This window comes from Embleya sp. NPDC025285 (assembly GCF_055558835.1).
This window is the reverse complement of the sequence record NZ_JBVHLU010000048.1, coordinates 1-25,840: the sequence shown is the minus strand read 5'-3', so window position 1 is coordinate 25,840 and position 25,840 is coordinate 1. Positions and strand designations below refer to the sequence as shown.

Here is a 25,840-nt window from a genome sequence, read left to right as displayed (position 1 = left end):
TACCGCCTTCGCGGGCCGGGTGTGGGACGGTCGCGCGGGGGCGCGGACCGTCCCACACCCGGTCAGGACCGACCTGTCGGGTGCACCTCCACGGTGGTGCGCAGCGGCAGGTCGGCGCTGGATCCGCCCACGCGCAGGGTGTAGGTGCCGGGCTCGCTCTCGCGGCGGCCCGTCTCCTCGGACCAGTACTCGAAGGCGCGGGCCGGCACCCGCAGGTCGACGGTGACCTCGGCGCCGGCCGCGGCGGTCGCCGACGCGTGGCCGGCCAGCCACAGGACGGGGCGCTCGACACCGCCGTCGGCGCGACCGAGATAGGCCTGGAGTACGTGCCGGCCCGCGCGTGCGCCGGTGTTGCGCACCGTCACCCGGGCCACGAAACCGGCGTCGGACGCGAGCGTTTCCATCCCGACGTGCTCCCACGTGGTCCAACCCAGGCCGTGCCCGAACGGGTAGGCCGGCGTGGCGCCCGCCCGCGCCCAGCCGCGGTAGCCGAGGTGGATGCCCTCGGCGTACTCCAGACGCCCCTCGGTCGGGATCGTGGACAACACCGCCGGGTCGTCCTCGTGCCCGGGCCAGGTCATCGGCAGTCGGCCGCCCGGCTCGGCGCGCCCGAGCAGCACGTCGGCCAGCGCCGCGCCGAACTCCTGTCCCGGGAACCACGAGACCAGGATCGCCGCGACGTCCTCGCGCCAGGGCAGCAGCACGGGTGAGCCGGCGTTGACCACCACCACCGTGTTCGGGTTGACTGCGGCGACCCGGCGGATCAACTCGTCCTGCCGGCCCGGCAGGGACAGGTGCGCCCGGTCGCGGCCCTCGCTGTCGCTCTCCTCGGTGCTGCCCACCACGACGATCGCCACCTCGGCGTCCGCCGCGAGCGCGACGGCGTGCTCCAGGTCCGCGTCCTCGTGCGCCGCCGGCCGATCGACGCCGAGCACGAACCCGGTGCCCGGGCGCTCCGCCTCGAAGTCGTGGCGCAGGTGCAACTCGACCTCCCCACCGGCCTTCAGGTCCACGACGGCCCACCGCTCGGGTGGGGTGAGGATGCCGCCGAGCGGGTCGTCGGTGACCAGGTCGTCGTCCACGAGCGGGACGCCGTCGGCCAGCAGTCGGAAGCGGCCCACGCCGGCCACGCCGATCCGGTGCGGCCCGTCCTCGCGGACCTCCAACACGCCGATCGCCTCGATCGCCACGGCCCGCGCGACGATCGGATCGTCGAGCCACAACAGCCGCCCACCGCCGCGTGCCTCCTCGTGCAGCACCTCGCCGCCGGGACCGATGAAGCGCACCCACAGACCGCGCTCGCCGGTCTTGGGATCGTGCACGTCCGCGCCGGTGACCGCGGGCAGCCGATGACGGATCCGGGCGCCGACGCCATGGGTGACCTCGATGTCGGGTCCCAGCGCGGCGCGCAGACCGGCCAGCGGGCCGATCGTGTACGGCGGTACGACCGTCGCGCTGCCGCCGCCCTGGATCCGCGCCGTGTCGGCGTTGGGTCCCAGCACCGCGACCCGGCGCAGGGTGCCGGGATCCAGCGGCAGCGCCGCGCCGGTGTCGCGCAGCAGCACCATGCCCGCCGCGGCGGCCTCGCGCAGCAGTACGGCGGGCTCGGACGCCAGGGGCGCCGGCGCGGGCGGTGCGATGTCGGCGAGCGCGCCGACCCGGGCGGCGAGCAACAACAGCCGGCGCACCTTGCGGTCGACCGCCTCCCGCGGGACCAGACCCGCGCGTACGGCGGCCACCAGTGCCGCGCCCCACGGCCGGTCCGGACCCGGGCCCGGCATCGCCAGGTCCAGCTCGGCGCTCGCGGCGCCCTCGGTCGAGCGGGTCGCGAACCAGTCCGAGACGGCCGGCCCGTCGAAGCCCCACTCGGTCCGCAACGGCGTCTCCAGCAGCGGGCTTTCGGTCATGGTGACGCCGTCCACGCTGTTGTAGGCGGCCATCAGCGCCCATACGCCGCCCGCGCGCACGATCTCCTCGAACGGCGCGAGATGGACCTCGTGCAGCGCCCGCCGCGACATCCGCACATCGACGGAGTACCGCTCGGTCTCCGAGTCGTTGGCGGTGAAGTGCTTGACGCAGGCGGCCACGCCGCCCGCCTGGACCCCGCGCACCAGCGCCGCGCCGATCCGACCGGACAGCAGCGGATCCTCCGAGTAGCACTCGAAGTGCCGGCCGGCGTACGGGCTGCGCTGGAGGTTGACGGTCGGGCCCAGCACGACGTCCACCTGCTTGCGGCGTGCCTCGACGGCGAGCAGGCCGCCGAGCCGCTCGACCAGGTCCTCGTCCCAGGACGCGGCGAGCGCGGTCGGACAGGGCAGGGACGCGGACGGCTCGCGTTCGTCGAAGCGCTCGCCGCGCACGCCCGCCGGGCCGTCGCACAACACCATCTCGCGCAGTCCGATCGCGGGTTCCGCGGCGGTTCGCCAGAATCCCGAACCGGTGAGCAGCCGGACCTTGCGTTCGAGGTCGAGTCCGGCCAGGGCCGCCTCGATGTGCTCGAGGATGTGGGCGTCCGGCGCCCTGGGACTGTGCATGGGGGTGGTTTCGAGCGGCTCGAAGGCGCCGGACGCCTCTTCGACCGAGGACAGGGGAAGGGTGCGGTCATCATGACCGTTGGCCTGCGACACGCGGGGCACACTACATTCAATATATTCCAGGTGGAATGCTTTCACGAGGGGAGCCGGACGGATGTCGGATCGCACGGGGGCACGGGGCCCGTACGCGCGCGGTGTCGCGCGGCGGCAGGAGATCGTGCACGCGGCGCTCGAGGTGTTCGCCACGCGCGGCTACGACGCGGTCTCGTTGCGCGAGATCGCCGCTCAGGTAGGCCTGTCGCACACCGGCCTGCGGCACCACTTCGCGTCGAAGGAGGAGTTGCTCACCGCCGTGCTGCGGTACAAGGACGAACTGACGCTGACCCCCGACGAGCCGGTGGACGTGTCCGGCATCGCGTGGGTGCGGGCCAGCCGGGACGTGGTCGCGCTCAACGCCCGACAGCCGTTGCTGATCCGGCTGTTCGCGACGCTGTCCGTGCAGGCCACCGATCCCGCGCATCCGGCGCACGCGTACTTCGTCGAGCGCTACCGGATCGCGCGCGAGATCGCCGCCGGGCACCTGGCCCGGGCGCGGGACGACGGTGACATCGCCGCCGACGTGGACGCCGAGCACTGCGCCGAGTTGATGCTGGCCGCGATGGACGGCCTCCAGGTGCAGTGGCTGCTGGAGCCGGACCGGGTGGACATGGTGGCCGCCTACGGCCAGTTCCTGGACCGCTTTCTGGCGGTGCTCGCCGTCCCGCTGCCGGAGGCGGGCGGGACGGCGAGGCAATGACCGGGCGGTGACCTCGTGCCGGGCGCCGGGATCCGGTGCCTCGGTGGCCGGCGGCCCCGCGCCGGCCCCGGGATCCGGTGCGCGTTCGCGGCTACGGGGCCGGTGGGTCCGCCCGGTGGATGGTGTGCCGTCCGGCGGGTCGGCGCCGACCGGCGTGCACGAACGGCACTGGGCTGTCCACCGTCAACAGGCTCGGCGTCACCACGACCTCGATCCGGCCCGCCGGGCACGGCACCGCGCCCGCGGCCCGGGTCAGGTAGCCGAGTTCGGGATCGATCCGGGCCACCGCGAACCCCGGTTCGGCCGGTTCCACGCCCAGGACGCGCGTCATCAGATCGCGCGTGGGCGTCGAGGACCAGCCGTGGCTGACCGTGCCGCCGTACCAGGTCTCGCTCCACGAGGTGTCGCTGCGCGCGAGCAGCGCGACCCAGTCCAGGCACAGGCCGGCGATCAGGTCGGCGCGGCCGGCCCGGGCCAGCGCGTCGTGCACCACGTAGCGGAAGAACGGCTGGGCGCGCACCACTTGACGTCCGGTGTCCCACCACGGCTTCGGCGGCCCGGCGCGCAGGTGCGCGCCGCCGACCTCGGTGTCCGAGCCGGGGTCGGCGGGGCCGTCCGGGGCGCTGAAGGCGGCGTGGACCAGGTCGTCCTCGGCGGTGAGCACCCGCACCAGCCGCTCGATCCGCTCGGCCGGCACCAGGCCGCCCACGATCGCCGCCGCCTGGCCGTGCTGGGACGCCATCGGACGGCGTTCGCCGTCCGCGATCGAGTCCGCGTAGCGCTCCCGCTCCGGGTCCCACAGCCGCTCGAAGCCCGCCACGAGCCGGGCGTGCGCGGCGCGTGCCCAGTCCGCCCGGCCCCGATCGCCGAGCCAGTCGGCCAGTTCGGCGAACTCCAGCAGGCCCCGGCCCCACAGACCGCACAGCGCCGCCGAGACGCCCTCGGTGTGCACCGCGGACCAGTCGATGATCACCCAGCCGAACACGTCGGTGGGCAGGCCGGTGTCGTCCAGGAACGGGACGAACCAGCGCAGCACGCGCTCGGCCACCGGCAGCAGTTCGGCGATCTCCTCCCGATCGCCCACGTAGCGGTACAGGTTCCACACCGAGTGCACCCAGTGCAGCGCCCAATCCGGGATCACCGTGAAGTCGGCCCACTCGGCGTCCCCGGCCACCGCCATCGGCAACATGCCGTCCGAGCGTGGGGAGGCGGCCAACCTCGGGTGCCAACGGGCCAACCGCCAGTCGGCGTTGGTGGTCAGGTCGACCAACTGGTGCACCACCGCGTCGCCGGTCCAGGCCCGCTGCTCGCGGGTGGGGCAGTCGACGTAGGCGTCCGCCGAGCACAGCGTCACCGTGCGTCGGCCGACCCGCCAGATTTGTTCCAGGCGAGGATCCGAGCAGGTGAACCACGCGCCGCCGGTGACCGGGTAGGTGCGTTCGCGGACGGCCACGCGGTGCACGGTGACGTCGTCCGGGGCCTCGACAAGGACGCCGCGCAGGCCGTAGGAGTCGAGCGATTCGAGCACGCGCCGGCCGCCGTCGGCGGTCACCGCCAGGCTCGCGTCGTGCTCGCCGGGCGCGGGTCGTCCGCTCGGGTCGAGGAACTCGGCGGTGTGCAGCACGACTTCGGCGCCGGTCGGGCCGTGGGCGTCGACGACCAGGGTGCCCGAGAGCACCTGCGCCGCGGTGTACCCGCCGCCGGGGCCCGGGGTCAGGATCGTCTCGCGCGGTTGCGGCCAGGTGATCGGCCGGCCGCCGAACGGGCCGCCCGGGTAGCTGGGCGGTTCGGGCCGGCCCGGTTCGCCGGTGGTCATCGCGCGTCGCAGCACGGCCGCCGGCCAGCCCGGATCGTGGTCCGGTAGCTGCCAGTCGGCGGGCAGCGCCCGGGCGTCCAGCAGTTCGCGGCCACGCCCGGAGACGGTGCCGCCTCCGGCGGTTGCGGTCCAGCCGTCCAGCAGGTGGGCCTGCCACCGCTCGTCGGTGACGAACCAGGTGTCCGGCCCCAGCCGGGCCTCCAGCACGAACGCGCCGTGCACCAGGTCGTTGGCGAACGGCGACGGCGGCAACCACCACGGGTTCGGCCCGTCGTAGACCCAGGCGAGCGCGGTCACCACGTTGGCCCCGGGCCGCAGCCGGCCGGCCAGATCGAGGTCGTCGTACGGCCGCACGCGCGGATTCGCGCGCACCGGCCCGCGGGCCACCTCGACGCCGTTCACGGACAGCGCGTATCCGGAGAGCGCGACCACTCGGGTGGGCACCCGCTCGGGGACGGCGTCGAGGTGGAGCTCGGCCCGCAACGCGACGGCGTGCCGGCCGGGCGGGCGGTCGTCCCGCGGCTCGGCCCAGATCCATCGGGCCCGCCACCGTCCGGGCGGAAAGTCGGTCTTGGCGATCACGCGATCGTTCCTTCGTATCGGGGAAGCGGGCGACTCGCGGCCGGGCGCGACTTCGCCCGGCCGGTGTTCGAGGCGCTACCGGGTCAGGTGCTCGCGAATCGCGTGCAGCCACGCCTGGGGTCGCTCCGTCTGCGGACTGTGTTTGGCTCCCGGGATCACCCGGAGCTCCGCTCCCGGGATGTCGGCGGCGAACCGGTCGGCCGCGCCCCGCAACCGCCGGTCGTGTTCGCCGACGACGACGGTGACCGGGCAGGACAGCTCGGCCAACCGGCCGACCAGGGACGGATACGCGCCGAGCGCCTCGGCGCAGCCGACGAAGGCGGCGCGGTCCATCCCGGTGAGCGCGCGGGTCTGTCGCTCGCGGCGGGCCAGGACGTCGGGGTCGGCGTCCGCCGGGGTGCGGGTGAACGGCTTCAGGACGGTCAGCAGCGGGGTCAGGCCGAACCGGCCGACCACCGCGTTCATGCCCTTGCCGAGCGCCCGCGACAGCGGCGTGCCGGTGGGTTCGGCGGCGGTGTCCATCAGGACCAGCGACCGCACCCGGTCCGGGTGGGCCAGCGTGTAGCGCAGCGCCAGGACGCCGCCCATCGAGTGGCCGAGCAGATCGATCGGCTCGGGCAGCAGGCGCTCGACGAAACCCGCCAGGTCGGCGGAGAGCAGGTCGAAGGTGTACGCGGATCGGTCGGCGAACTTGGTGCTGCCGCCGTGCCCGCGGTGGTCGTACGCCAGCACCCGCCGATCCCGGGCCAGGAGCGGCGCGACGCCGTCCCAGTCGGCCAGGCTGCCCGCGAATCCGTGCAGCAGGAGCAGGGGTGCCGTACCCGGTCGGGGGTCGGCCGGGGGCAGGTCGCAGTAGCGCAGATCCGCCCGGGAAAAGGGGGGACGAGAGGGGTCGAAGGTGTGCGATTCGGCCTCGCCGAGCGTACCGCCGGCGAGGAGTCGGGATGATGCCGTCCACGAAAGCCTTCCATCTGGCATGTATTCGATGTTAGCGTCCCGCCGTCGTGATGTGACACACAAATCCCCCCGGATTCGCCGGGGCCAGGGCCTCCCCGGCCGCCATTCCCACACTTCCTTCGAAGGACAGGTGAGCCGCTGTGTTGCTCCGAGGAGACCGACCCGCTCCGGCGCGACGTATCGCCGCAGGCGTCCTGCTCGTCGCTTTCGGCCTGACCGCGTCGGTCGGCTGCTCGGTCGAGAAGAAGTCGGACGACAAGAAGCCCACCGGGCCGGCCGCCGCCCCGAGCGGCCCCGCCAGGGGCGTCACCGACACCACCGTCAAGCTCGGCGTCGCGGCCACCGACCCCGCGCAACTCAAGGCCTTCGGCGTGCCGAGCGAGGGCCCGGCGAGCAAGGACATGTACGCCGCCTGGATCGCCGCGCAGAACAAGCGCGGCGGCGTCCAGGGCCGCACCATCGAACTCGCCTTCCGCCCGTTCCTGCCCACCGGCCCGGCCGAGGCGCAGGCCGCGTGCGTGGAACTGAGCGAGGACAAGAAGGTGTTCCTGGCCATCGGCATCCTCACCGGGGACACCCCGCTGTGCTTCACCGAGACGCACGGCACGCCCTACCTCGGCCAATGGGGCCAGTCCGCCGAACGCGACCGCCGCTCCAAGGCACCGTTCGTCGCGTTGGAGATGGCCGACGACCGCCAGCGGGCAGCCGCCGTCAAGGCGCTGCTCGACCAGAAGCTGCTCCAGGGCAAGAAGGTCGCGCTGTACTGGGAGGCCCAGGACGCGGCCGTCACCAAGAACACCGTCAAACCGCTCCTGGACGCGGCGGGCGTCGACGTGGTCACGCAGACCCCGCTCGACGACTACGGCACCGACCAGGCGGCCGGCGACCAGGCGTTGGACACCCTGGTCCAGAAGATGCGCTCCTCGGGCGCCGACACGATCCTCAACACTTCCAACTTCTCCAACCTGATGATCGCGCTGCAACGCGCGAACTGGCTGCCCGAGCAGGTGTACGCGACCTCGGCCCAGGCGCTCAGCCCGGCGGTGGTCAAGACCACCGGGATCAAGCCGACGACGATGCAGCGGGTGACGGTGGCCGCGCCGTACATCCCGACCAAGGCCGAACTGCTCGCCGACCCGGCGGTGACGGCGTGCGTGGACGAGTACAACGCGGGCGGCGTCGGGGAGCGCTTCGACGCGGCGGCGGCCGGTCGGGAGGCGCTGAGCGCGGTGGCCAACTCGTGCGCCGCCTTCCGGCTGTTCGTCCAGGCGGCCGACGCCGCCGGGCGGGACCTGACCGCGGCGTCCTGGCAGCGCGGCGCCGAGTCGCTGACCAAGCTCACGCTGCCCGGTATGCCGCTCGCCTCGCTCGCACCCGGCAAGCACAGCGCCGGCGACGCGGTGGGCGTGTACCGATGGGACCCGGCCCAGAACCAGATGCTCCCGGCCGGGCCGCCGATCTCCGCGACGAAGTGATCGCACGCGTCGCGACGAACCGAGCACGCGGACCGCGATGACGTGAAGGCGTGCTCCGCGACGAAGTGGCGGCACGCGCGGTGCCGGAGTGACGGCACACGAACCACGAGAAAGGCCGATCAGATATGGACGGCGGCACCGCCGCACCCCAGCGGGACGACACCGGAGGCGAGCCCGGCAACCTGGCGGATCTCGCCGGTGCGGTCCTGGACGAGACACCCCGGGCGGCCGGGCGCACGTCGTCCGGCCGACGCAGGCCGACGAACCGGCCCGAGAACCCCGCCGCCGACGCCGATACCGCCGTCCCCGGCGTCGGCGGCGGCCCCGACCCGGCCGACCGGAAACCGCCCGCCGAACCGTTGACCCTGCGTCAGGGGCTGCGCAGGGGTGGCACCTCCGTGTTCACCGTGCTGCTGATCCTGACCGCGCTCGACGAACTCGAAGGCGCCGCGCTCGCGGTGCTCGCCCCCGACATCCGGGACAGCCTGGGCGTGGGCAACGGCACGATCGTCTTCCTCGGCGTCGCCGCGGGCGCGTTCACCGTACTCGGCGCGGTACCGATGGGCTGGATCGCGGACCGCTTCCGGCGCGGTCCGGTGATCGGCATCTCCACGGCGTTCTTCGCCGCGATGGTGTTCCTCTCCGGCTTCGCGATGAACGCGTTCATGTTCTTTTGGACCCGGTTCGGCGCGGGCGTGGCCAAGTCCAACAGCGGCCCCGTGCAGGGGTCGTTGCTGGCCGACACCTACCCGATCGGAATCCGCGGCCGGCTGGGTGCCTCGATCGGTGTGGGCGGCCGACTCTGCGCGGTGCTCAGCCCGCTGGTGGTCGGCGGGATCGCCGCGGCGGTCGGCGGACCCGACGGCTGGCGCTGGGCGTACTACCTGCTCGGCCTGCCGGTGCTGATCTTCGCCGCGTTCGCCTTCTTCCTGCCCGAACCCCCGCGCGGGCAATGGGAGAAGGCCGACGTGCTCGGCGAGGTGATCGAGGACGAGAACCCGCCGCCGATCTCGATCGAGGCGGCGTTCGCCCGGCTCGGCCGGATCCGCACGCTCAAGACGGTGATCCTGGCCTTCGCCGCGATGGGCTTCGGCCTGTTCACCACGCCCGTGCTGGGCAACCTGTTCCTGGAACAGGAGTACGGCCTCGGCGCGTTCGAACGGGGCCTGGTCGGCACCGCCGGCGGGATCGGCGGACTGCTCGTGCTGCCGTTCATCGGCCGCTACTACGACCGCCGCTTCCGCGAGGACCCGGCGCAGGCGCTGCGCCTGATCGGGATGCTGATCGTGCCCTCGGCGCTGTTCGCGCCGTTGCAGTACTTCTCGCCCAACCCGGTGCTCTACACCGTCTTCGGCGTGCCGCAGATCGTGCTCCTGTCCTGCGCGTTCGCGCTGATGGGTCCGCTGATGCAGACGATCGTCCCCTACCGGCTGCGCGGGCTGGGCACCGCGATGGCCTCCATCTACGTGTTCTTCATCGGCGCCACCGGCGGCGGCCTGGTCTCCGCGCCGCTGATCGACAGCTTCGGCCCGCGCACCGCGGTGCTGGTCACCCTGGTCCCGGCCACCGTCATCGGCGGCCTGCTGATCATCCGCGGCGCCGGCTACGTGCACGACGACCTCGCGCTGATCGTGGCCGAACTGCACGAGGAGCACGAGGAACACGAGCGCCGGCGGGCCCGGCCCGATCAGGTCCCGGTGCTCCAGCTCAACCACGTGGACTTCTCCTACGGCCAGGTGCAGGTCCTGTTCGACGTCGGCCTCGAGGTGCGGCGCGGCGAGGTGCTGGCGCTGCTCGGCACCAACGGCGCGGGCAAGTCCACCATCCTGCGGCTGATCGCGGGCCTGGCCACTCCCGAGCGCGGAGTGATCCGACTGGACGGACGCACCGTCACCTTCGTCGCCCCCGAGCAGCGGATCCGGCTCGGCATCGTGTCGTTGGCCGGCGGCGCGGGCGTGTTCCCCGGGATGAGTGTGCGGGAGAACCTGGAGATGGGCGCGTACATCCACCGCGCCGATCCCGAACAGGTGCGGGCCAGGATCGAGCGTTCGCTCGCGCTGTTCCCGCAGTTGGTCGAGCGGGCGGGCGAGCCGGCGTCGGCGCTGTCGGGCGGGCAGCAGCAGATGCTCGCGCTGGCGATGGCGCTGCTGCACGACCCCGAGGTGTTGTTGATCGACGAACTCTCGCTGGGCCTCGCGCCGGCGATGGTGGCCGAGCTGCTCGCGGTGATCGAGCGGCTCAGGGCCGAGGGGCTGGCGATGATCGTAGTGGAGCAGTCGCTGAACGTGGCGATGTCGATCGCGGATCGGGCGATCTTCCTGGAGAAGGGCCGGATCCGGTTCGAGGGGGCGGCGGCCGACCTGGCCGAACGCGACTTCGTGCGAGCGGTGTTCCTGGGCGGTGACGCGGAGGCGGGCGCCGCGGACGGGACCGCGGGTTCCTTCGACGCGGCACGGTCCGTCGGCTCGGCCGGGCCGGCCGGGCCGATCGGCTCCGTCGGCTCTGCCGGCTCTGCCGGCTCTGCCGGAAAGGGTGCCGACCATGGCTGATCTGATGACTCGCCAGATCGCTTTCGACGGCCTGGTCAACGGCCTCGCGATCGGCCTGATCGCACTCGGCATCGTGTTGGTGTACCGCTCCGGTCGGGTGATCAACTTCGCGGTCGGCAACCTGGGCGTGATCGGTGCGGCGCTGCTGCCGCTCGCGGTGATCAACTACGGTGTGCCGTTCTGGGCCGCGTTGACCGGCTCGCTCCTGGTCGGCACCCTGGCCGGGACGATCGTCGAACTCGCGGTAATTCGAAGGTTGTTCGACTCGGCTCGGGTGACCGTACTGATCGCCACCATCGGTGTCGCCCAGGCGTGTGTGGCGGCGGTGCGCGCGCTGCCCGACGTGGACGGCGCGGTCCGCGCGAGCTACCCGGTGGCGATCGACGCGCAATGGCAGCTCGCCGGCGTCCGGGTGACCGGCGCGCAGGTGTGCGTCCTGGTCGTGGTTCCCGTCGTGGCCGGCGCGCTGACCTGGTTCCTCGGCCGCACCACCCAGGGACGCGCGGTCACCGCCGCCGCCGAGAACCCGAATCTCGCCCGCACGGTCGGGATCAGCCCCAAGGTCGTGTCCACCGTGGTCTGGACGCTCGCCGGCCTGCTCTCCACGCTCGCGATGATCCTGATCGCCGGCCAGTCCGGCCGGGTCTCGGCCACCGCCGACCTGGGCCCCAACACCATGGTCCGGGCGATGGCCGCCGCGGTGATCGCGGGACTGACCTCGTTCCGCTGGTCGATGCTCGCCGGCGTGCTGATCGGCGTGCTCCAGGCGGCCATTCGATTCAACTTCGTCGAACAGACCGGCCTGGTGGACTTCCTGCTGCTGTGCGCGGTGGTCGTCGCGGTCTGGGTGCGGGCCCGACGCGACGCCCGCACCGACAGCCGGGGCGACGTGCGCACCTTCGCCACCGGGCCGCGCCCGGCACCGATCCCGGAACGGCTGCGCGGCGTGTGGTGGATCCGGCACCTGAACCGACTCGCCCTGGTCGTCCCTCTCCTGGTCGCCGCGCTACTGCCGCTCGTGGTCACCCAGGCGTCCCGGCATCTGCTCTACGGCACGATCCTGGCCTTCGCGATCTGCGCCTGCTCGCTCACCGTGCTCACCGGCTGGGCCGGCCAACTCTCACTCGGCCAGATGGCGTTCGCCGGGCTGGGGGCGTTGACCACCGCCGCGCTCACCCGAGGCGTGTCGATCGATATCGGCGGGGATCGTACGATCGCCTTCCAGGCGCTGCCGTTCGCGCTCTCCGCGCTGCTCGCCGCCCTGGTCACGGCCGCGCTGGCGGCGGTCGTCGGCGCCGGCGCGCTGCGGGTGGACGGCATGCTTCTGGCGGTCAGTACCTTCGCGCTCGGCGTCGCCGCGGCCGGCTACCTCTACCGGCGGCCGTTCCTCAGCGACGGCAACGCGTCCTCGGTGCCGCTGCCCCGAGGTGACCTGCTCGGTCTGGACCTCGCCGACGAACGCACCTACTACTACGTGTTGTTGGTCGTGCTGATGGTGGTCCTGGCGCTGATCGCCCGGCTGCGCGCGCACGGTACCGGGCGGCGCACCATCGCCGTTCGGGACAACCCGGAGGCCGCCGCCGCGTGTACCGTCCCGCCGCTGCGTACCAAGGTCACCGCGTTCGCGCTGTCCGGGGCGATCGCCGGGCTCGGTGGATCGCTGCTCGCGGGCTGTGTGCAGAGCGTGCCGCTGACCGAACGCTTCTTCCAGGTGTCGGATTCGCTGACCCTGGTGGCCATCGTGGTGATCGGCGGCCTCGGCTCCACGGTCGGCCCGGTGATCGGCGCGGTGTGGGTGATCGGCCTGCCCGCGTTCTTCCCCGGCAACTCGCTGGTGCCGATCTTCGCCTCCAGCATCGGACTGCTGGTGCTGCTGCTGTACTTCCCGGGAGGACTGACCCAGATCGCGAACGCGGCGCGCGCGGCCCTGCTGCGCTGGGCCGAGGGCAGACTGCCGGCCGAGAGCACGCCGTCGACGCCCGCGCCGAAACCGGAACGCGCCCTGCGAGTTCGGGAGCGCCGCGAGGCGGTCCCCTCCGACGCGCCGGTCCTGGCCACGCGCGACGTGTCGGTGCGCTACGGAGGCAACACCGCGGTCGACGCCGTGTCGATCCAGCTTCGCCCCGGCGAGATCCTCGGCCTGATCGGCACCAACGGCGCGGGCAAATCGACCCTGCTCAACGCGATCGGCGGCTTCGCGCCGGCCACCGGTACGGTCGAACTCCTCGGCCGGGACGTCTCGCGCCTGGCCCCCGCCCGGCGAGCCGCACTCGGCCTCGGCCGGACCTTCCAGGCCGCCCGCCTGTTTCCCGAACTCACGGTCCGGGAAACGGTGTTGGTCGCCCTGGAGGCGCGCCGCCGCTCGGGCCTGGTGTCCACCGCGCTCCTGCTGCCCGCCGCCACGCGCGCCGAACGACACCGCCGGGCGGAGGCCGTGAACCTGATCGACCTGGTCGGCCTGGGCCGCTACGCGGACACCCCGGTCGCGCGCCTGTCCACCGGCACCCGGCGGATCGTGGAACTGGCCAACCTGATCGCCCTGGACGCGCGCGTGTTGTGCCTGGACGAGCCGACCGCCGGCGTCGCACAGCGCGAGACCGAGGCCCTGGGTCCGCTGCTGCTGCGCCTTCGCCAGGAACTGGACGCCGCGATGATCGTGATCGAGCACGACATGCCGTTCATGATGTCGATCAGCGACCGGCTGTACTGCCTGGGCGCCGGGCGCGTGATCAGTGAGGGCACGCCCGAGCAGGTGCGCTCCGACCCGGCCGTGATCGCCGGCTATCTCGGCACCGACGTGCGCGCGATCGACCGATCGGGAGCGGCGACCGCCGATGCCGGGCCGACCGCCGGTACGACCCGCGCCGACACCCCGGTCCTGGCAGCATCCGCCGCCACCCCGCCGCACCCCGTGCCCGACCCCGCGATGGAGAGCTGACCCATGCCCCTGGACCCGCCGATTCAGCGCATCATCGACCTGCTCGCCGCCCACCGCGACACGAACGAGCCGCCCGGGACCCTGGACGAGCGGCGCAAGCTCGCCAACGCGACCATGCGACTCGCCTTCACCGGACGGCCCGACGACGTCACCGCCACCGACCACCAGGTGCCGGTCGCCGACGGCGAGATCACCGTGCGCATCCTGCGTCCGGCCGGACTGCCCGCCGCGGCACCGGTGTTCTACTTCATCCACGGCGGCGGCTGGTTCCAGGGCGACCTGGACACCGCCGAGGTGGAACTGGGGCCGATCACCTCGCTGGTGCCGTGCGCGGTCGCCCTGGTCGACTATCGGCTCGCGCCCGAACACCCCTACCCGGTGCCGCTGGAGGACTGCGTCGCGGGCTACACGTGGCTGCACGCCAACCACGCGGAGCTCGGGCTCGACCCCGAGCGGATCGCCGTCGGCGGGTGCAGCGCGGGCGGCAACCTGGCCGCCGCACTGTGCCTGATCGTTCGCGACCGCGAACTGCCGATGCCGTGCGCCCAGTTGCTTGACGTACCGTGCCTGGACCTGACCCGGATGGACACCGACACCGACCCGGAGGCGATCCTCGACTTCGGCGGACTGACCCCCGAGGCTTGCAACGAGTTCTTCGGCCTCTACCTGGCCGGCGTCACCGACCCGCGTGATCCGCGGGTCTCGCCGATGTACGAGGCCGACCTGAGCGGCCTGCCGCCGGCCGTGATCACGGTCGCCGAATACGACCCGGTCCGCGACCAGGGCGAGCGCTACCTGACCCGACTGCACGAAGCGGGCGTGCCCGGCGCGGCCTTCCGCGTGCTGGCCCACCTGCACGGCGGCTGGGTCATTCCCGGCACCGTCACCCACGCCCTCGTCGGCGACCTCCGCGCCGCCTCCGTGCGCAGAGCCCTGACCGGGACGCTCGCCCCCTGACCCACCCCTGAGACGGTCGTTTCGAACGCAGTCCGGCCTTGCCGAGGTTCGCTCCACCGAGCGGCCGCGGACCCGGCCGGGCGCGTTCGAGGACGACACCGGCCGCCGGTCGGGCTTCGAGAGCCGAACCGCCACGCGGCCATCCCGGCACGCCCGCCTCGCGGTCGTGCCCACCGCGCGCCGTCGAACCCACCCGGGCCCGACGCGATCCGACCACCCGTCCCACCCAGCGCACTTCGCGCCACCGTCCCCCTCGTATGCGTGACCTTTTGGAGGTCAGGGTGTCCGTCCGCATCCCCATCCCCGTTCCCATTCCCCCGCGACGAACAGCACAAAGAGCGGCGCGCCGGCGTGTCGGCATGGCCCTCGCCTCGACCCTCGCCCTGCTCGCCGCGCTCTTCGGCGCGGGCCCGGCGACCTCGACGCCCGCCGGCGCGACGCCGCTCGTGCAGGGCAGCGTCGCGCAGTACGGCGTCGCCAAGCAGCAGAACCTGCCCGTCACGATGGCCGACGGCACGGTCCTGCGGGTCGACGTCTACACACCGGCCGCCGCCGGCACCACCACGCCGGCGACCGGGTCGTTCCCGGTGCTGCTGACCCAGACCCCCTACGGCAAGGGGTCCACCGAGGCCGAGTTGTCCTGGTTCGTGCAACGCGGCTACATCGCGGTGGCGGCCGACGTGCGCGGAACCGGCACATCCGCCGGTTTGTGGTCGCCGTGGGCGCCGAAGGAGGCCCAGGATGGCGCCGAACTGGTCGCCTGGGCAGCCGCGTTGCCGCACGCCGACGGCAAGGTCGGCCTCAACGGCGGCTCGTACGCCGGCATCAACCAGATCATGACGGCCGCGTCCGTCGGCCCGAACTCGCCGGTCAAGGCCATCTTCCCGCTGGTTGCGGGCAACGACCTGTACCGCGAACTGGCCACGATGGGCGGCATCCCGGACGCCGAGTTCATGTCCTTCTGGCTGACCTACACCGGCATCGCGCACCTGAGCGCACCGCTGGCCGAGGCACTGCGCCAGGGCTCGACGCAGAACATCCTGGACACCCTGGCCCTGGAGCTGCAGCACCTCGGCGGGGTCGCCTCGGCCAACCTGCCGATCCTGACCGGCCTGCTCGGCGGCGGCGAGCAGGCGTACGACGGCACGTTCTGGCAGCAGCGCCGCCCGGCGGACCTGCTCGCCGGCGTGGTCGCCAACGGCGTGCCCGCGTTCCTGGTCGGCGGCTGGTACGACCTGTTCCAGCGCGGCGCGTTGATGAACTACGCCGGTCTGCAGAACGCGTGGGCAGGCCGCCCGGTCGGCGCGCCGATGATCGCCGGCCAGCCGGTCACCGACCGCTACCAACTCCTGATGGGCCCGTGGTACCACGACCCGCGCCAGGACCCCACCTTGGACCTGCCCGGGCTGCAACTGCGCTGGTACGACAAGTGGTTGAAGGGCATCGACACCGGCATCACCGGCGGAGCCAACCCCAACCCGCTGCACGTGAAGGAACTGGGCAGCAACCGTTGGCTGGACACCCGCACCTACCCGTTCACGGGCGCCGACCCCACCCGCCTCTACCTGGACCAGGGCCGCACCGGCAGCGCCCCGGCGTCCGCCAACGACGGCCTGCTCACCCCGAACGCGCCCACCGGCAACGGCAGCGAGTGGATCAGTTGGACGGCGAACAACAGCCCGTGCACCCGCTCGACCGCGCAATGGCTCGGCGGCTTCCTCAAGGACCCCGCCTGCACCGACAGCAACACCGCCCGCGAGAGCGGCCCGAACTCGCTCGTCTACACGACCGCCCCGATGACCGAGACCAAGGTGCTCGCCGGCCCGATCGGCGCCACCCTGTACGCGCAGTCCAACACCCCGGAGACGCACTGGGTGGTGACCGTCACCGACGTCGCCCCCGACGGCTCCTCGGTCCCGCTCAGCTCCGGCGCCCTGGCCGGCTCGCACCGAGCCCTCGACCCGGCCCGTACGTGGTACGCGCCGGACGGCAGCACGCTGATGCCGTACCACCCGTCCACCCAGACCACCACGACCTCGGTACAGCCGAACCAGGTCACCCGCTACGACATCGAGGTCTTCCCGACCTTCGCCTCGATCGCCCCCGGGCACCGGATCCGGGTCAACGTGACCACGGCCGACACCCCGCACCTGGCCGCGACGCTGACCCAGACACCGGGCCTGCTGGCCGGCATCTGGCAGCTCAAGTCCGGTCCGGCCAATCCGTCCTCGGTCACCATCCCGCTCGCTTCGGCCACGGCGTTCGGCACGCCGTGCACGAGCGTGTGCCCGTGATCGGGTGACGCACGGGTAACCCCCAGGGGCGCCCGGCCGGGGGTCGACACCCTCGGCCGGGCGCCCGCCTGCGTGCCTCGCGGCGCCGCGGCCCGCCGACCCGGGTCCGCGACGGTCGGGGCCACCGCCCGCCGGGCGGCGCCCCCGCCTGTCGCCCGCCGGCCCGGCGCCCCCGCCTGTCGCCCGCCGGCCCGGCGCCCGCCACCTGCCGCCCGCGGGCCCGGCGCCCGCCACCTGCCGCCCGCGGGCCCGGCGCCCGCCACCTGCCGCCCGCCGGCCCCCGGTGGGGCTCTGCGATCCTGGCGCCATGCAGGTTGCGCTGCTCGGAGGGGTCCGGGCCCAGGTCGATGACGGCACGCCGATCGAGATCGGTGGGGTGCGGCTGCGCATGCTGCTGGCCCGGCTGGCGTTGGACGCGGGGAACGTGGTGTCGATCGACGCCCTGGTGGACGGGCTGTGGGGTGCGGAGCCGCTCGCGGACGCCGGGAACGCGGTACAGACGTTGGTGTCGCGGTTGCGCAAGGTGCTGCGGCCGGCCGGCGTGTCGGTGGACCTGATCGGCGGCGGCTACCGGCTCGATGTGCGGGCCGAGAACGTGGACGCGCACCGGTTCGAGGAGCTGGCCGCGCGAGGGCGGCGGGAGCTGGCGGCGGACCGGGCGGACGAGGCGGCCGCGGTGCTGGCCGAGGCGCTCGCGTTGTGGCGCGGGCCGGCGCTGGCGGACCTGGTGGAGGCGCCGTTCGCCCGGACCTACGCCGCGCGGTTGGACGGGCTGCGGGTGGATGCCGCCGAGGACCGGTTCGAGGCCGAGCTGCGCTCGGGCCGGCACGCCGAGGTGCTGGCCGATCTGACCGCGGCCTGCGCGGCGCACCCGCTGCGCGAACGCACCGCGGCGATGCGGATGCGCGCGCTGTACGCGGCGGGACGCCAGGCCGACGCGCTGGCGGTGTACGAGGACATCCGGGGCCGACTGGCCGGGGAACTGGGTGTGGACCCCTCGGCCGAGCTGCGGGAGACCCATCTAGCGGTGCTGCGCGGCGAGTTGGCCCCACCGGCAGCGCGCCCCGAACCGGCCGCCGCGCCGCTGCCGGCCCGATTGACCGGCTTCTTCGGCCGGGACGACGAACTGCGGTTGCTCGCCGACCTGATGGCAGGCTCCCGGCTGGTCACGCTGGTCGGCGCCGGCGGTGCGGGTAAGACCAGGTTGTCCGTGGAGGCGGTGACCCGGCATCAGGCCTATCGGCGCGGGCGGGTGTGGTTCGTGCCGCTGGCCGGCGTGGGCACGCCGGACGGAGTGGCCGACGCCGTGCTGGCCGCGCTCGGTTCGTGGGAACTGCGCTCCTCGGACGGGCGACCGCGCCGCGCCGGCACCCCGGTGGACCGGGTCGCCGAACTGCTCGACGTCGGCGAGGCGGTGCTGATCCTGGACAACTGCGAGCATCTGGTGGAGGCGGCGGCGGAGCTGGCGTACCGCCTCCTGGACCGGTTGCCACAGCTCACCATCGTCGCCACCACCCGGGAGCCGCTGGGCATCACCGGTGAGGCGCTGTGTCGGGTCGGCCCGCTGCCGGTGCCGACTCCGGTCGGCGATCCGCGCGCGGATCTCGCCGCGGCGGGCGAGGCGGCGTCGGTGCGGCTGTTCTTGGACCGGGCCGCCGCGGTGCGGCCCGGGTTCACGCTGGACGCCGGCACGATCGAACCGGTGGTGGAGATCTGCCGACGACTGGACGGGATGCCGCTCGCACTGGAATTGGCCGCCGCGCGACTGCGTGCGATGAGCGTCGAGCAGATCGCCCGCCGCCTCGACGACCGCTTCCGGCTGCTCAGCTCCGGCAGTCGCGCCGAGGCACCGCGTCGGCGCACCCTGCTGGCGGTCGTCGAGTGGAGCTGGGACCTGCTGGTCGAGTCGGAACAGCAGCTCGCCCGGCGGTTGTCGGTGTTCCCGGGCGGTGCGACGGTGGCCGCGCTGGAGGCCGTGTGCGCCGACGAAATGTTGCCGGTGGACGACGTGTTCTACGTACTCGGCTCCCTGGTGGAGAAATCCATCGTGGACGCGGTCGGCGACGGCGAACCGCGCTACCGGATGCTGGAGACGGTACGCGCCTACGCGGCGGATCGGTTGGTCCGGGCCGGGGAACGCGACGAGTTCGCCGGCCGCTTCGAGCGGTACTGCCTGGCGTTGGCCTGCGAACACGACCCGCTCCTGCGCACCGCCGCGCAGCTCACCTCGATCGCGCTCCTGGACGCCGAGTACGACAACCTGATGGCCGCGTTGCGGGCGTTCGTCGACGGCGGGGACGCGGCGGACGCGGCCCGGTTCGCCGGTGCGATGTTCTGGTACTGGGGGATGCGCGGGATCGGTGCGCCGTTCGAGACCATCGTGCCCGAGGTGCTGCGCTTCGGCGACGCGTTGCCCGAGCATGCGCGAGCCGCGTTCGCCGCGATGCACGTGCTGGCCGGGATCAACGCCCCACGTCTCGCGGACGGCGAGGAACTGCGCTCGGTGCTGCGGGCGTGCGCCATGGCCGACGTGTACGCGCACTATCCGGCACTGGTGGTGGGACTGCCGCTGGCCGCCTTCCTGTCCGGGAACACCGAGGTGGGTGAGCAGGAGCTGGCCCGGATGTCGGCCGGATCGGATCCGTGGGTCCGGGCGTGCGCGCACTGGATGACCGACTTCGTGTACACCGATCGCGGCGACTGGCAGGGCGGAGCGCCGGCGCGGAACGAAGCGCTGTCCGGGTTCGCGGCGGTGGGCGATCGATGGGGCCTGGGGATGGCGCTGATGGCCATCGGCGCGCACCACTCGATCCGGGGCGAACACCCGGCGGCGATCGCCGCGTTCGAGCGGGCGGTGGCACTGGCGAGTGAACTGGGCGCGGTGGACGATCTGTCGCTGTACCGGGGCACGCTGGCTGCCGAGCGCATGCGGGCCGGGGACCTGGCCGGCGCGCGGAGCGAACTGCACGCCGCGGAGCGGCAGGCGTGGGCGCGTGGGCATCGTTATCTGGAGATCGGCGTACTCACCGGGCGTGCCGAACTACACCGTCGAGAAGGGGAGTTCGCTGCGGCCGAGGACATCCTCGACCGGGTGGGAGCACTCGCCGAGAGTCTGTCGTTGCCCGCCGAGATGGTCGGTGACCTGATCGCGCAGGGGCGGTTGGCGACACTGCTCGCAAGCGCCGCCGAGGGCCCCGATGTGCTCTCGCGGGCGCGGGAGTTGCTGCCGGCCACATCGGCGGCGGCGGTGTCCCGCCGTGACCTGGCGGATGTGGCGCCGACGGCGGAGTTGCTGGCCGCGGTGCTGGGGCGCGAGGGCGATCCGGTCGGCGCGGCCGAGGCGCTGGGGCTGAGCGCGGCGCTTCGCGGCATCTTCGACGCGGGTAGCCCGGAGCTGCGGGTGCTGGTGGACCGGCTCGTCACCGAGCTGGGCGAGGCGGGCTACCACGAGGCTTATGCTCGATGCGTCACGTTGTCCCGGGAGGAGGCACTCGGCGCCGTACTGGCCCGACTCGAACCGGCCGGGGTGCCGAACACGCCGTAGTTCGGGGGCAGATGCGTGGTGGCGGCGACAGCCGACCGACCCGGCCCGATCGGATTTTGCATTTGCCGGCCGAATGTCCATCATTGGGTAGCAAATGTGAACGAGAAGACCAGATTTGGCTTGCAGATGTATTTTGTGTTCCGGTCCGTCGGCATGGGCATGATCCGGAGCAGTGGCTGAACGGGTGATCACGCGATCGGAAGGGGAACCGGTGAACGATCGCGGGATCCGGGAGTTCGGGCTGGATCGGGAATTGACCCGGGTGGCGGGCGTCGAGGTCCGTATCGTCGTCGACGGCATCGCGGCCTGGGGCATCGAGTGGGTCGACGGCCCGACGGTGGACCGGATGCGTGGCCGGGTCGCCGCCGTGCGCCGCGAACGACGCCACGTGGCGCCGCCCGACCACCGGCTCGACTACCGTCGCCGGCAGAGCCCGCGCGCGTGGGCGGCGCGCGCGATATCGGCGATGCGCGACCCGAGTTCGGCCCGCGCGGTGGCGGCGGGCGCGGCGATGCGCCGAAACCATCCGGCCGCCCAGGGCCGTCGGGCCGGCGATCTGACGCCCGAGGACCACGCGCTGCTGGATCTGGTGCGTCGGTTGTCCGAGGGCATAGCCAATCCCGAGCGCGCGGACCGGCCGGAGGACGAGCCGCTGATCCGTCGATTGCTCGACGAGGGCAACCACTCCACGGAGGCGATGTGCCGTCTCCTCAACGAGGCACCCGGCGGCCTGGGCTTCGCTTTCGGCATCGGGGTCGCCGACGAGGGCGAGCGGGCGCGGCGGCGGTCGCGTCTGCGGCTGGTTTCGGGGGACTCCGGCCGCTGAATACGGCGGTCCGGATCGACGCGAAGGCGGCCGATCCGGTCGCGGCCCGTGGTTCCGTCGCACGAGCACCCGGCGGATCAACCGCCCGGCGGGTCAGCCTACGGATCAGCCGAACGCCGCGGCGAACCGGTCGCGCAGGTCGCCCAGACGCTCGACCGGTTCATTGGCGAAGACCAACCGCAGATACGAACTGCCCTGCGGTCCCCAGCCGTTCATCGGCGTGGCGGCGACCCGCCCGAGCCGGAAGAGCCGTTCGGCGGCCGTCTCGGGGGTCAGGCCCAGCGCGGTGGTGTCGATCAGCAGCGACCAGCCGCCGTGTGGACGCACGCACGGGTAGTCGGCGAGCCGATCCAGGATCCTCGCGCAGCGCTCGCGCCAGATCGCGGTCGCCGCGGCGACGTCGGCGTCCGCGTCGGGTGCGGACAGCGCGGCGGCGACGGCCGCCTGACCGATGCCCACCGGGCAGACCACGTTGCTCAGGCCCACGAGTTTGACGTCGGCCATGATCTCGGCGGGACCGACCACCCAGCCCACCCGCCAGCCGATCATGCGCAGTTCCTTGGACGCCGCGCCGCACGTGATGGTGCGGTGGGCCAGCCCGGGATGCGCGGCCGGATGGTCGGGGGCCTTGCCGTCGAAGCGGATGCGCTCCATCGCCGCGTCGTAGACGACCCAGCAGTCGTGCTCGGCGACCGCGCGGGCCAGTGCGTCCCAGTGGCTGCCGTCGAGCAGCGCGCCGGTGGGCATCGCCGGGGCCATCACCAGCACGGCGGCGGTGTTCGGGCCGACGGCGGCGGCGAGTTCGTCCGGATCGGTGCTCCAGCCGGCGGGGCCCGGGGTGGCCCGCACGTGGCGCGGGACGCCGCCGGCGAGGCGGATGCGATTGACCAGGCCGGCGTAGATCGGGTCGGCGATCACCACCTCGCGGCCCGGTTCGACGGTGGCGAGCAGGACGTTCAGGACGCCGTTGAGCCCGCCGGCCGCATTGACCACCTCGCCACCGGGGTCGTACCCGCGTCCGGCGAGTCGGCCCACGTGTGCGGCGGCGGCCTCCCGCAAAGCGAGCGAACCGTGGAAGGGCAGGTAGCTGTTCGCGGTGTCGTCGTCGATCGCGGACCGGGTCGCGGCGAGCGCGACGGCCGGCGGGCGAAGGTCGGTATCGAGGTTCTCCAGGCGCAGCAGGTCCGGATCGTGCGCGGCGTCGGCGGCGTCGCCGACCTTGTCCACGCCGATGCCCGGGATGTGCTGGAGGCGGGAGACGCGCATGGTCGTGATCTCCATCCCTGGGGCGCGGTGCCGAGCGGTGCGGGGTGCTGTCGGCGGTGCCGGGGAACAGCGCATCGCGCGCCGCCCGTACCGGTAAACTGATACGTGGATCCAGCATAATGAACGCCATGACCATCGCAAGGGATATCGGACACAACATCCGGACGCTCCGCGAAGCGGCGGGCCGCTCCCTGGCCGATCTCGCCACGAGCGCGGGCCTGAGCAAGACCACGCTGCACGGCATCGAACAGGGCGAGGCCAATCCGACGCTGAGCACGCTGTGGGCACTCGCGGGCGCGCTCGACGTCCCGCTGGGCGGCTTGCTCGAAGCCGACGCGCCGGCGGTCACGGTGGTGCGGGCCGATCAGGGACCGCGGGTGAGCGGCGAGGCGGTGCGGGCCCGGCTGCTGCACCGGGTGCACGTACGCGGCTGGGTGGAGCTGTACGAGCTCGACGTGACCGAGGACGAACAGGTGTCCGAGCCGCACCGCCCCGGCGTCGAGGAGTGCCTGCTGGTCACCGCCGGCCGGATCGAGACGGGCCCGGTCGCCGACCGTCGGGACCTGTCGAGCGGCGACTCGATCCGCTTCGACGCGACCCGACCACACGTCTACCGGGGACTGGACGAGAGCAACCGGGCCGTGTTGCTGATGGTCCATCAATGACCGGAGGGGAACCGGGCCGCGGCGCACGTCGAGCCGCCGGGCGGATCCCCCGTTCGGGTTGCCGGAATCCCACCACTGTGACCGGAGTCTCCATTCTTTGGCCAAGTATCGCCCTGCCAAAGCGAGTTGGACAACGATTGACTCCACTCATGGCAACCACACTCGTACCCGAGAGTCCGGTGCGACCGGACCAGCCCGGTCACTTCAACATCGGCACCATCGAGTTCCCGTTCTGGACCGGTGGCCCCGGGTTCACGCTCGCCAAGATCAGCTACCCGGCGGAGTACGACGGCTGGCTGGCCCCGGCGGACAAATCCGAGGGCCCGTATCCGTCGATCGTCCTGGCGCCCGCGACCTGGACCGGTTCGAACATGTACGACTGGTTCACCGACTACGTGGTGCGGCACGGGTACATCGTCTTTCGCTACTTCCCGGAGAACATCCTCGCGCTCGACCCGCATGTGCACGCCGACACCGTCAGCGACGCCATCGACAAGCTGATCGACATCGACGACGACCGGTTCAACCCGCTGCGCGGCCTGATCAAGCAGGACGCGTTCGCGGCGGTCGGGGTGTCCCTGGGCGGGGCCGGCGCGCTGCTGGCGGCGGCCCGGGACAAGCGCATCCGCGCGGTCCTGGGTTTCGCGCCCGGTCGCAACGTCAAGGAACCCGACCTGTACGCGCGGATCGACGCCGAGGTCTGCAAGGTGGCCACGCCGACGCTGATCGTGTCCGGGCAGAACGACAGGATCTCGCCCGGATCCGGCGTGCACTACCTGGACCTGGTCCCGCAGGGCTACAAGGCGTACGTGGAGATCACCGGCGGCAATCACGTCCAGTTCCTCGACCCCAGCGACGTGGACATCCACCTGCCCGGCCTGCCCCGGGACGGCAAGCCCGGCATCACCTTCGCGGAGCAGCACGCGATCACCAACGTGTACGCGACCGCGTTCCTGCACGCGGCGCTGAAGGGGCACGGTCACTGCGAGGGGCTGGTGTCCGGCGAGGACGCGTTGATGGCGCTGAAGAACGGCCAACTCTCCGACCTGCGTTCGGAGGCCGGCCCGTTGCCCCTGCCGTTCCCGGCGGCGACGACCGGCGTACGCGGCGCGGCGGCCGCGGCAGTGCCCGCGGCGGCGTCCGGGAACCTGATCGAGGCGGCGACCACGGTCGCCTCGGCGGTGCTGCTGCGGGTCAACGGCCTCGTGCGGGACGTGGCTCGGGGCGTTGAGCGGGCGACGGTTGAGGTGGAGAAGCGCATCGTGAGGTAGGGGCGCGCCGTCCCGATAGGTCAGCCGTCCGCGTCGCGGCCGAAGGATTCGGCGGCGGCGCGGGCGAGTTCGTCCTCGAACTCCGCCGCGTCCCCGCTGACTCCGACCCCGCCCACCGGGCGACCGTCGATCAGGAGCGGATGGCCGCCGCGCCCGAGATACCAACTCCCCTGTGCGACAAAGCTCTGCGCGAACACGGGCCGATCGCCGAGCAGTTCCTCCATGGCTGCGGTGGGCCGCCCGAACGCCGCCGCCGTGCGGGCCTTGGCCGCGGCGAGATCCGCGCTGAACCGCAGCGCGCCGTCCATGCGTTCGAACGCGACCGGTACGCCCGCGCCGTCCACCACCGCGACGCTCACCGCACGCCCGGCCGCCGACGCCGCGGCCACCACATCGCGCACGATCGCCCGCGCGGCGGAAGCGGCCACATCGTGGTGGGCAACGACCCAATCGACCCGGTCACGGTTCACCATCGCTGCTCCCGCGTCGAAGAAGTCGAGCCGCGCGTCCCGGCCGGACCGCGCGAGGCCGCCCCAAGAGTGCCGGCGCCGTACCGATCGTGGAAGGGCCGACGCCGGGCGGTCGCGATCGTGTCCGGACCGGGAGACTCGCCCATTCGGTGTGGTTCGGCGCGGTGCGCGTTTCCGGCTGTCGGCCCGCGTCGACCCTGAACTCATGGCCGACCGTGAACTTGTGAACCAAGCCGTGCTCGTACCTCCCGGCGCCGACCTTGTCGGTGCGCAGGGCATCCGGATCAGCGAACGTGTGTCCGCCGCGACGGTGGGCGCCGGACGCCTGTGCGGCTTCTTCGCCACCCTGGGACCGGGTGAGCGGACGGCGGTGCATCACCACGAGGACGAGGAGACGATCGTGCTGCTCACCGCGGGGAGCTGCGACGTGTTCTCCGGCGAGGGGTTGACCGGCGGGGTGCGCATGAGGGTGGGCGACGTGGTGTTCATCCCGTCCGGCTGTGTGCACCAGGTGCTGGCCGGGCCGCACGGCTTCACCGTTTTCGAGGTCCGCTCCGGCGCCACGGACCGCACGGTGGTGGTCGGTCCGCCGTGACCGGGGCGGACCCGGGTTTCGAGCGGTGCCGAGCCGACCCCGGGTCTCCGGCGGAGCCGAGCATGACCCGGGCTGGCGGTGGTGCCGAGCACGCTCCCGTCATCGATAACCATCGGCTATCACCGTCGGTCTTGGACGGCGGGCCGGCCCGCGCGGCAAGGTGATCACACGGGAAGCGGGGGGGGAGGGGGGAGGGGGGGGGGGGGGGGGGGGGGGGGAAAAAAAAGGGGGAGCCCGGTCGCGCCCGCCCCCGAGGGAAAAGGAAAAGAGGCGGGGGGGGGGGAAGGGGTTTTCTACCGGGTGTA

16 protein-coding genes are annotated in these 25,840 nt (G+C 72.9%); 11 read left to right on the top strand and 5 right to left on the bottom strand.

Annotated elements, in window-relative coordinates; all coding sequences use genetic code 11:
* Positions 1 to 62: 62 nt before the first annotated feature.
* Positions 63 to 2,627: a beta-glucosidase family protein gene (locus ACZ4FV_RS28505; RefSeq protein WP_395858751.1), complete on the bottom strand. Its 2,565-nt coding sequence runs from the start codon at positions 2,625 to 2,627 to the stop codon at positions 63 to 65.
* Between the two features lie 61 nt (positions 2,628 to 2,688).
* Between ACZ4FV_RS28505 and ACZ4FV_RS28500 the strand changes: the two genes are divergently transcribed.
* On the top strand, positions 2,689 to 3,330 hold the full coding sequence (locus ACZ4FV_RS28500; RefSeq protein ID WP_331770830.1) for a helix-turn-helix domain-containing protein: 642 nt from the start codon (positions 2,689 to 2,691) through the stop codon (positions 3,328 to 3,330).
* Positions 3,331 to 3,421: 91 nt separating this feature from the next.
* On the opposite strand, the gene ACZ4FV_RS28495 is transcribed toward ACZ4FV_RS28500, so the two are convergent.
* Together ACZ4FV_RS28495 and ACZ4FV_RS28490 are read right to left on the bottom strand one after the other, a co-directional pair.
* On the bottom strand, positions 3,422 to 5,728 hold the full coding sequence (locus tag ACZ4FV_RS28495; protein WP_465323589.1) for an alpha-L-rhamnosidase-related protein: 2,307 nt from the start codon (positions 5,726 to 5,728) through the stop codon (positions 3,422 to 3,424).
* A gap of 75 nt (positions 5,729 to 5,803) precedes the next feature.
* On the bottom strand, positions 5,804 to 6,706 hold the full coding sequence (locus ACZ4FV_RS28490) for an alpha/beta fold hydrolase (RefSeq protein WP_465323588.1): 903 nt from the start codon (positions 6,704 to 6,706) through the stop codon (positions 5,804 to 5,806).
* Between the two features lie 119 nt (positions 6,707 to 6,825).
* Here ACZ4FV_RS28490 and ACZ4FV_RS28485 point away from each other — a divergent pair, with 119 nt between their 5' ends.
* The 7 genes from ACZ4FV_RS28485 to ACZ4FV_RS28455 all read left to right on the top strand — a co-directional run bounded on the left by ACZ4FV_RS28485 (position 6,826) and on the right by ACZ4FV_RS28455 (position 21,268).
* The gene (locus tag ACZ4FV_RS28485) at positions 6,826 to 8,160 is read left to right on the top strand and encodes an ABC transporter substrate-binding protein (RefSeq protein ID WP_395858748.1); all 1,335 of its coding nucleotides are present in this window, start codon (positions 6,826 to 6,828) and stop codon (positions 8,158 to 8,160) included.
* 125 nt (positions 8,161 to 8,285) lie between these two features.
* A complete protein-coding gene (locus tag ACZ4FV_RS28480) occupies positions 8,286 to 10,709 on the top strand; it encodes an ATP-binding protein (protein ID WP_402231103.1) in 2,424 nt (807 codons plus the stop codon).
* Positions 10,702 to 13,647: an ABC transporter permease subunit gene (locus tag ACZ4FV_RS28475; protein ID WP_465323587.1), complete on the top strand. Its 2,946-nt coding sequence runs from the start codon at positions 10,702 to 10,704 to the stop codon at positions 13,645 to 13,647. The genes ACZ4FV_RS28480 and ACZ4FV_RS28475 overlap by 8 nt, the downstream gene beginning before the upstream one ends.
* Before the next feature lie 3 nt (positions 13,648 to 13,650).
* On the top strand, positions 13,651 to 14,604 hold the full coding sequence (locus ACZ4FV_RS28470; protein WP_395858745.1) for an alpha/beta hydrolase: 954 nt from the start codon (positions 13,651 to 13,653) through the stop codon (positions 14,602 to 14,604).
* 359 nt (positions 14,605 to 14,963) lie between these two features.
* The gene (locus ACZ4FV_RS28465; protein ID WP_465323586.1) at positions 14,964 to 16,898 is read left to right on the top strand and encodes a CocE/NonD family hydrolase; all 1,935 of its coding nucleotides are present in this window, start codon (positions 14,964 to 14,966) and stop codon (positions 16,896 to 16,898) included.
* A gap of 307 nt (positions 16,899 to 17,205) precedes the next feature.
* Positions 17,206 to 20,442, top strand: a complete 3,237-nt coding sequence (locus tag ACZ4FV_RS28460) for an AfsR/SARP family transcriptional regulator (protein WP_465323585.1) — start codon at positions 17,206 to 17,208, stop codon at positions 20,440 to 20,442.
* 211 nt (positions 20,443 to 20,653) lie between these two features.
* Complete coding sequence (locus tag ACZ4FV_RS28455) at positions 20,654 to 21,268, top strand: hypothetical protein (protein ID WP_395858741.1); 615 nt, start codon at positions 20,654 to 20,656, stop codon at positions 21,266 to 21,268.
* Positions 21,269 to 21,373: 105 nt separating this feature from the next.
* Here the strand turns inward: ACZ4FV_RS28455 and ACZ4FV_RS28450 are convergent, their stop codons facing one another.
* The gene (locus ACZ4FV_RS28450; protein ID WP_465323584.1) at positions 21,374 to 22,534 is read right to left on the bottom strand and encodes a pyridoxal phosphate-dependent aminotransferase; all 1,161 of its coding nucleotides are present in this window, start codon (positions 22,532 to 22,534) and stop codon (positions 21,374 to 21,376) included.
* Between the two features lie 128 nt (positions 22,535 to 22,662).
* On the opposite strand from ACZ4FV_RS28450, the gene ACZ4FV_RS28445 reads away from it, so the two are divergent.
* The gene (locus ACZ4FV_RS28445; RefSeq protein ID WP_465323583.1) at positions 22,663 to 23,199 is read left to right on the top strand and encodes a helix-turn-helix domain-containing protein; all 537 of its coding nucleotides are present in this window, start codon (positions 22,663 to 22,665) and stop codon (positions 23,197 to 23,199) included.
* A gap of 149 nt (positions 23,200 to 23,348) precedes the next feature.
* The gene (locus tag ACZ4FV_RS28440) at positions 23,349 to 24,470 is read left to right on the top strand and encodes a poly(ethylene terephthalate) hydrolase family protein (RefSeq protein WP_465323582.1); all 1,122 of its coding nucleotides are present in this window, start codon (positions 23,349 to 23,351) and stop codon (positions 24,468 to 24,470) included.
* 20 nt (positions 24,471 to 24,490) lie between these two features.
* Here ACZ4FV_RS28440 and ACZ4FV_RS28435 read toward each other — a convergent pair whose 3' ends face one another.
* Entirely contained in the window at positions 24,491 to 24,943 is a 453-nt protein-coding gene (locus tag ACZ4FV_RS28435) for a GlcG/HbpS family heme-binding protein (protein WP_395858737.1), read from the bottom strand.
* A 202-nt stretch (positions 24,944 to 25,145) separates the two neighbouring features.
* Here ACZ4FV_RS28435 and ACZ4FV_RS28430 point away from each other — a divergent pair, with 202 nt between their 5' ends.
* Positions 25,146 to 25,535, top strand: a complete 390-nt coding sequence (locus ACZ4FV_RS28430) for a cupin domain-containing protein (protein ID WP_331770816.1) — start codon at positions 25,146 to 25,148, stop codon at positions 25,533 to 25,535.
* Positions 25,536 to 25,840 lie beyond the last annotated feature (305 nt).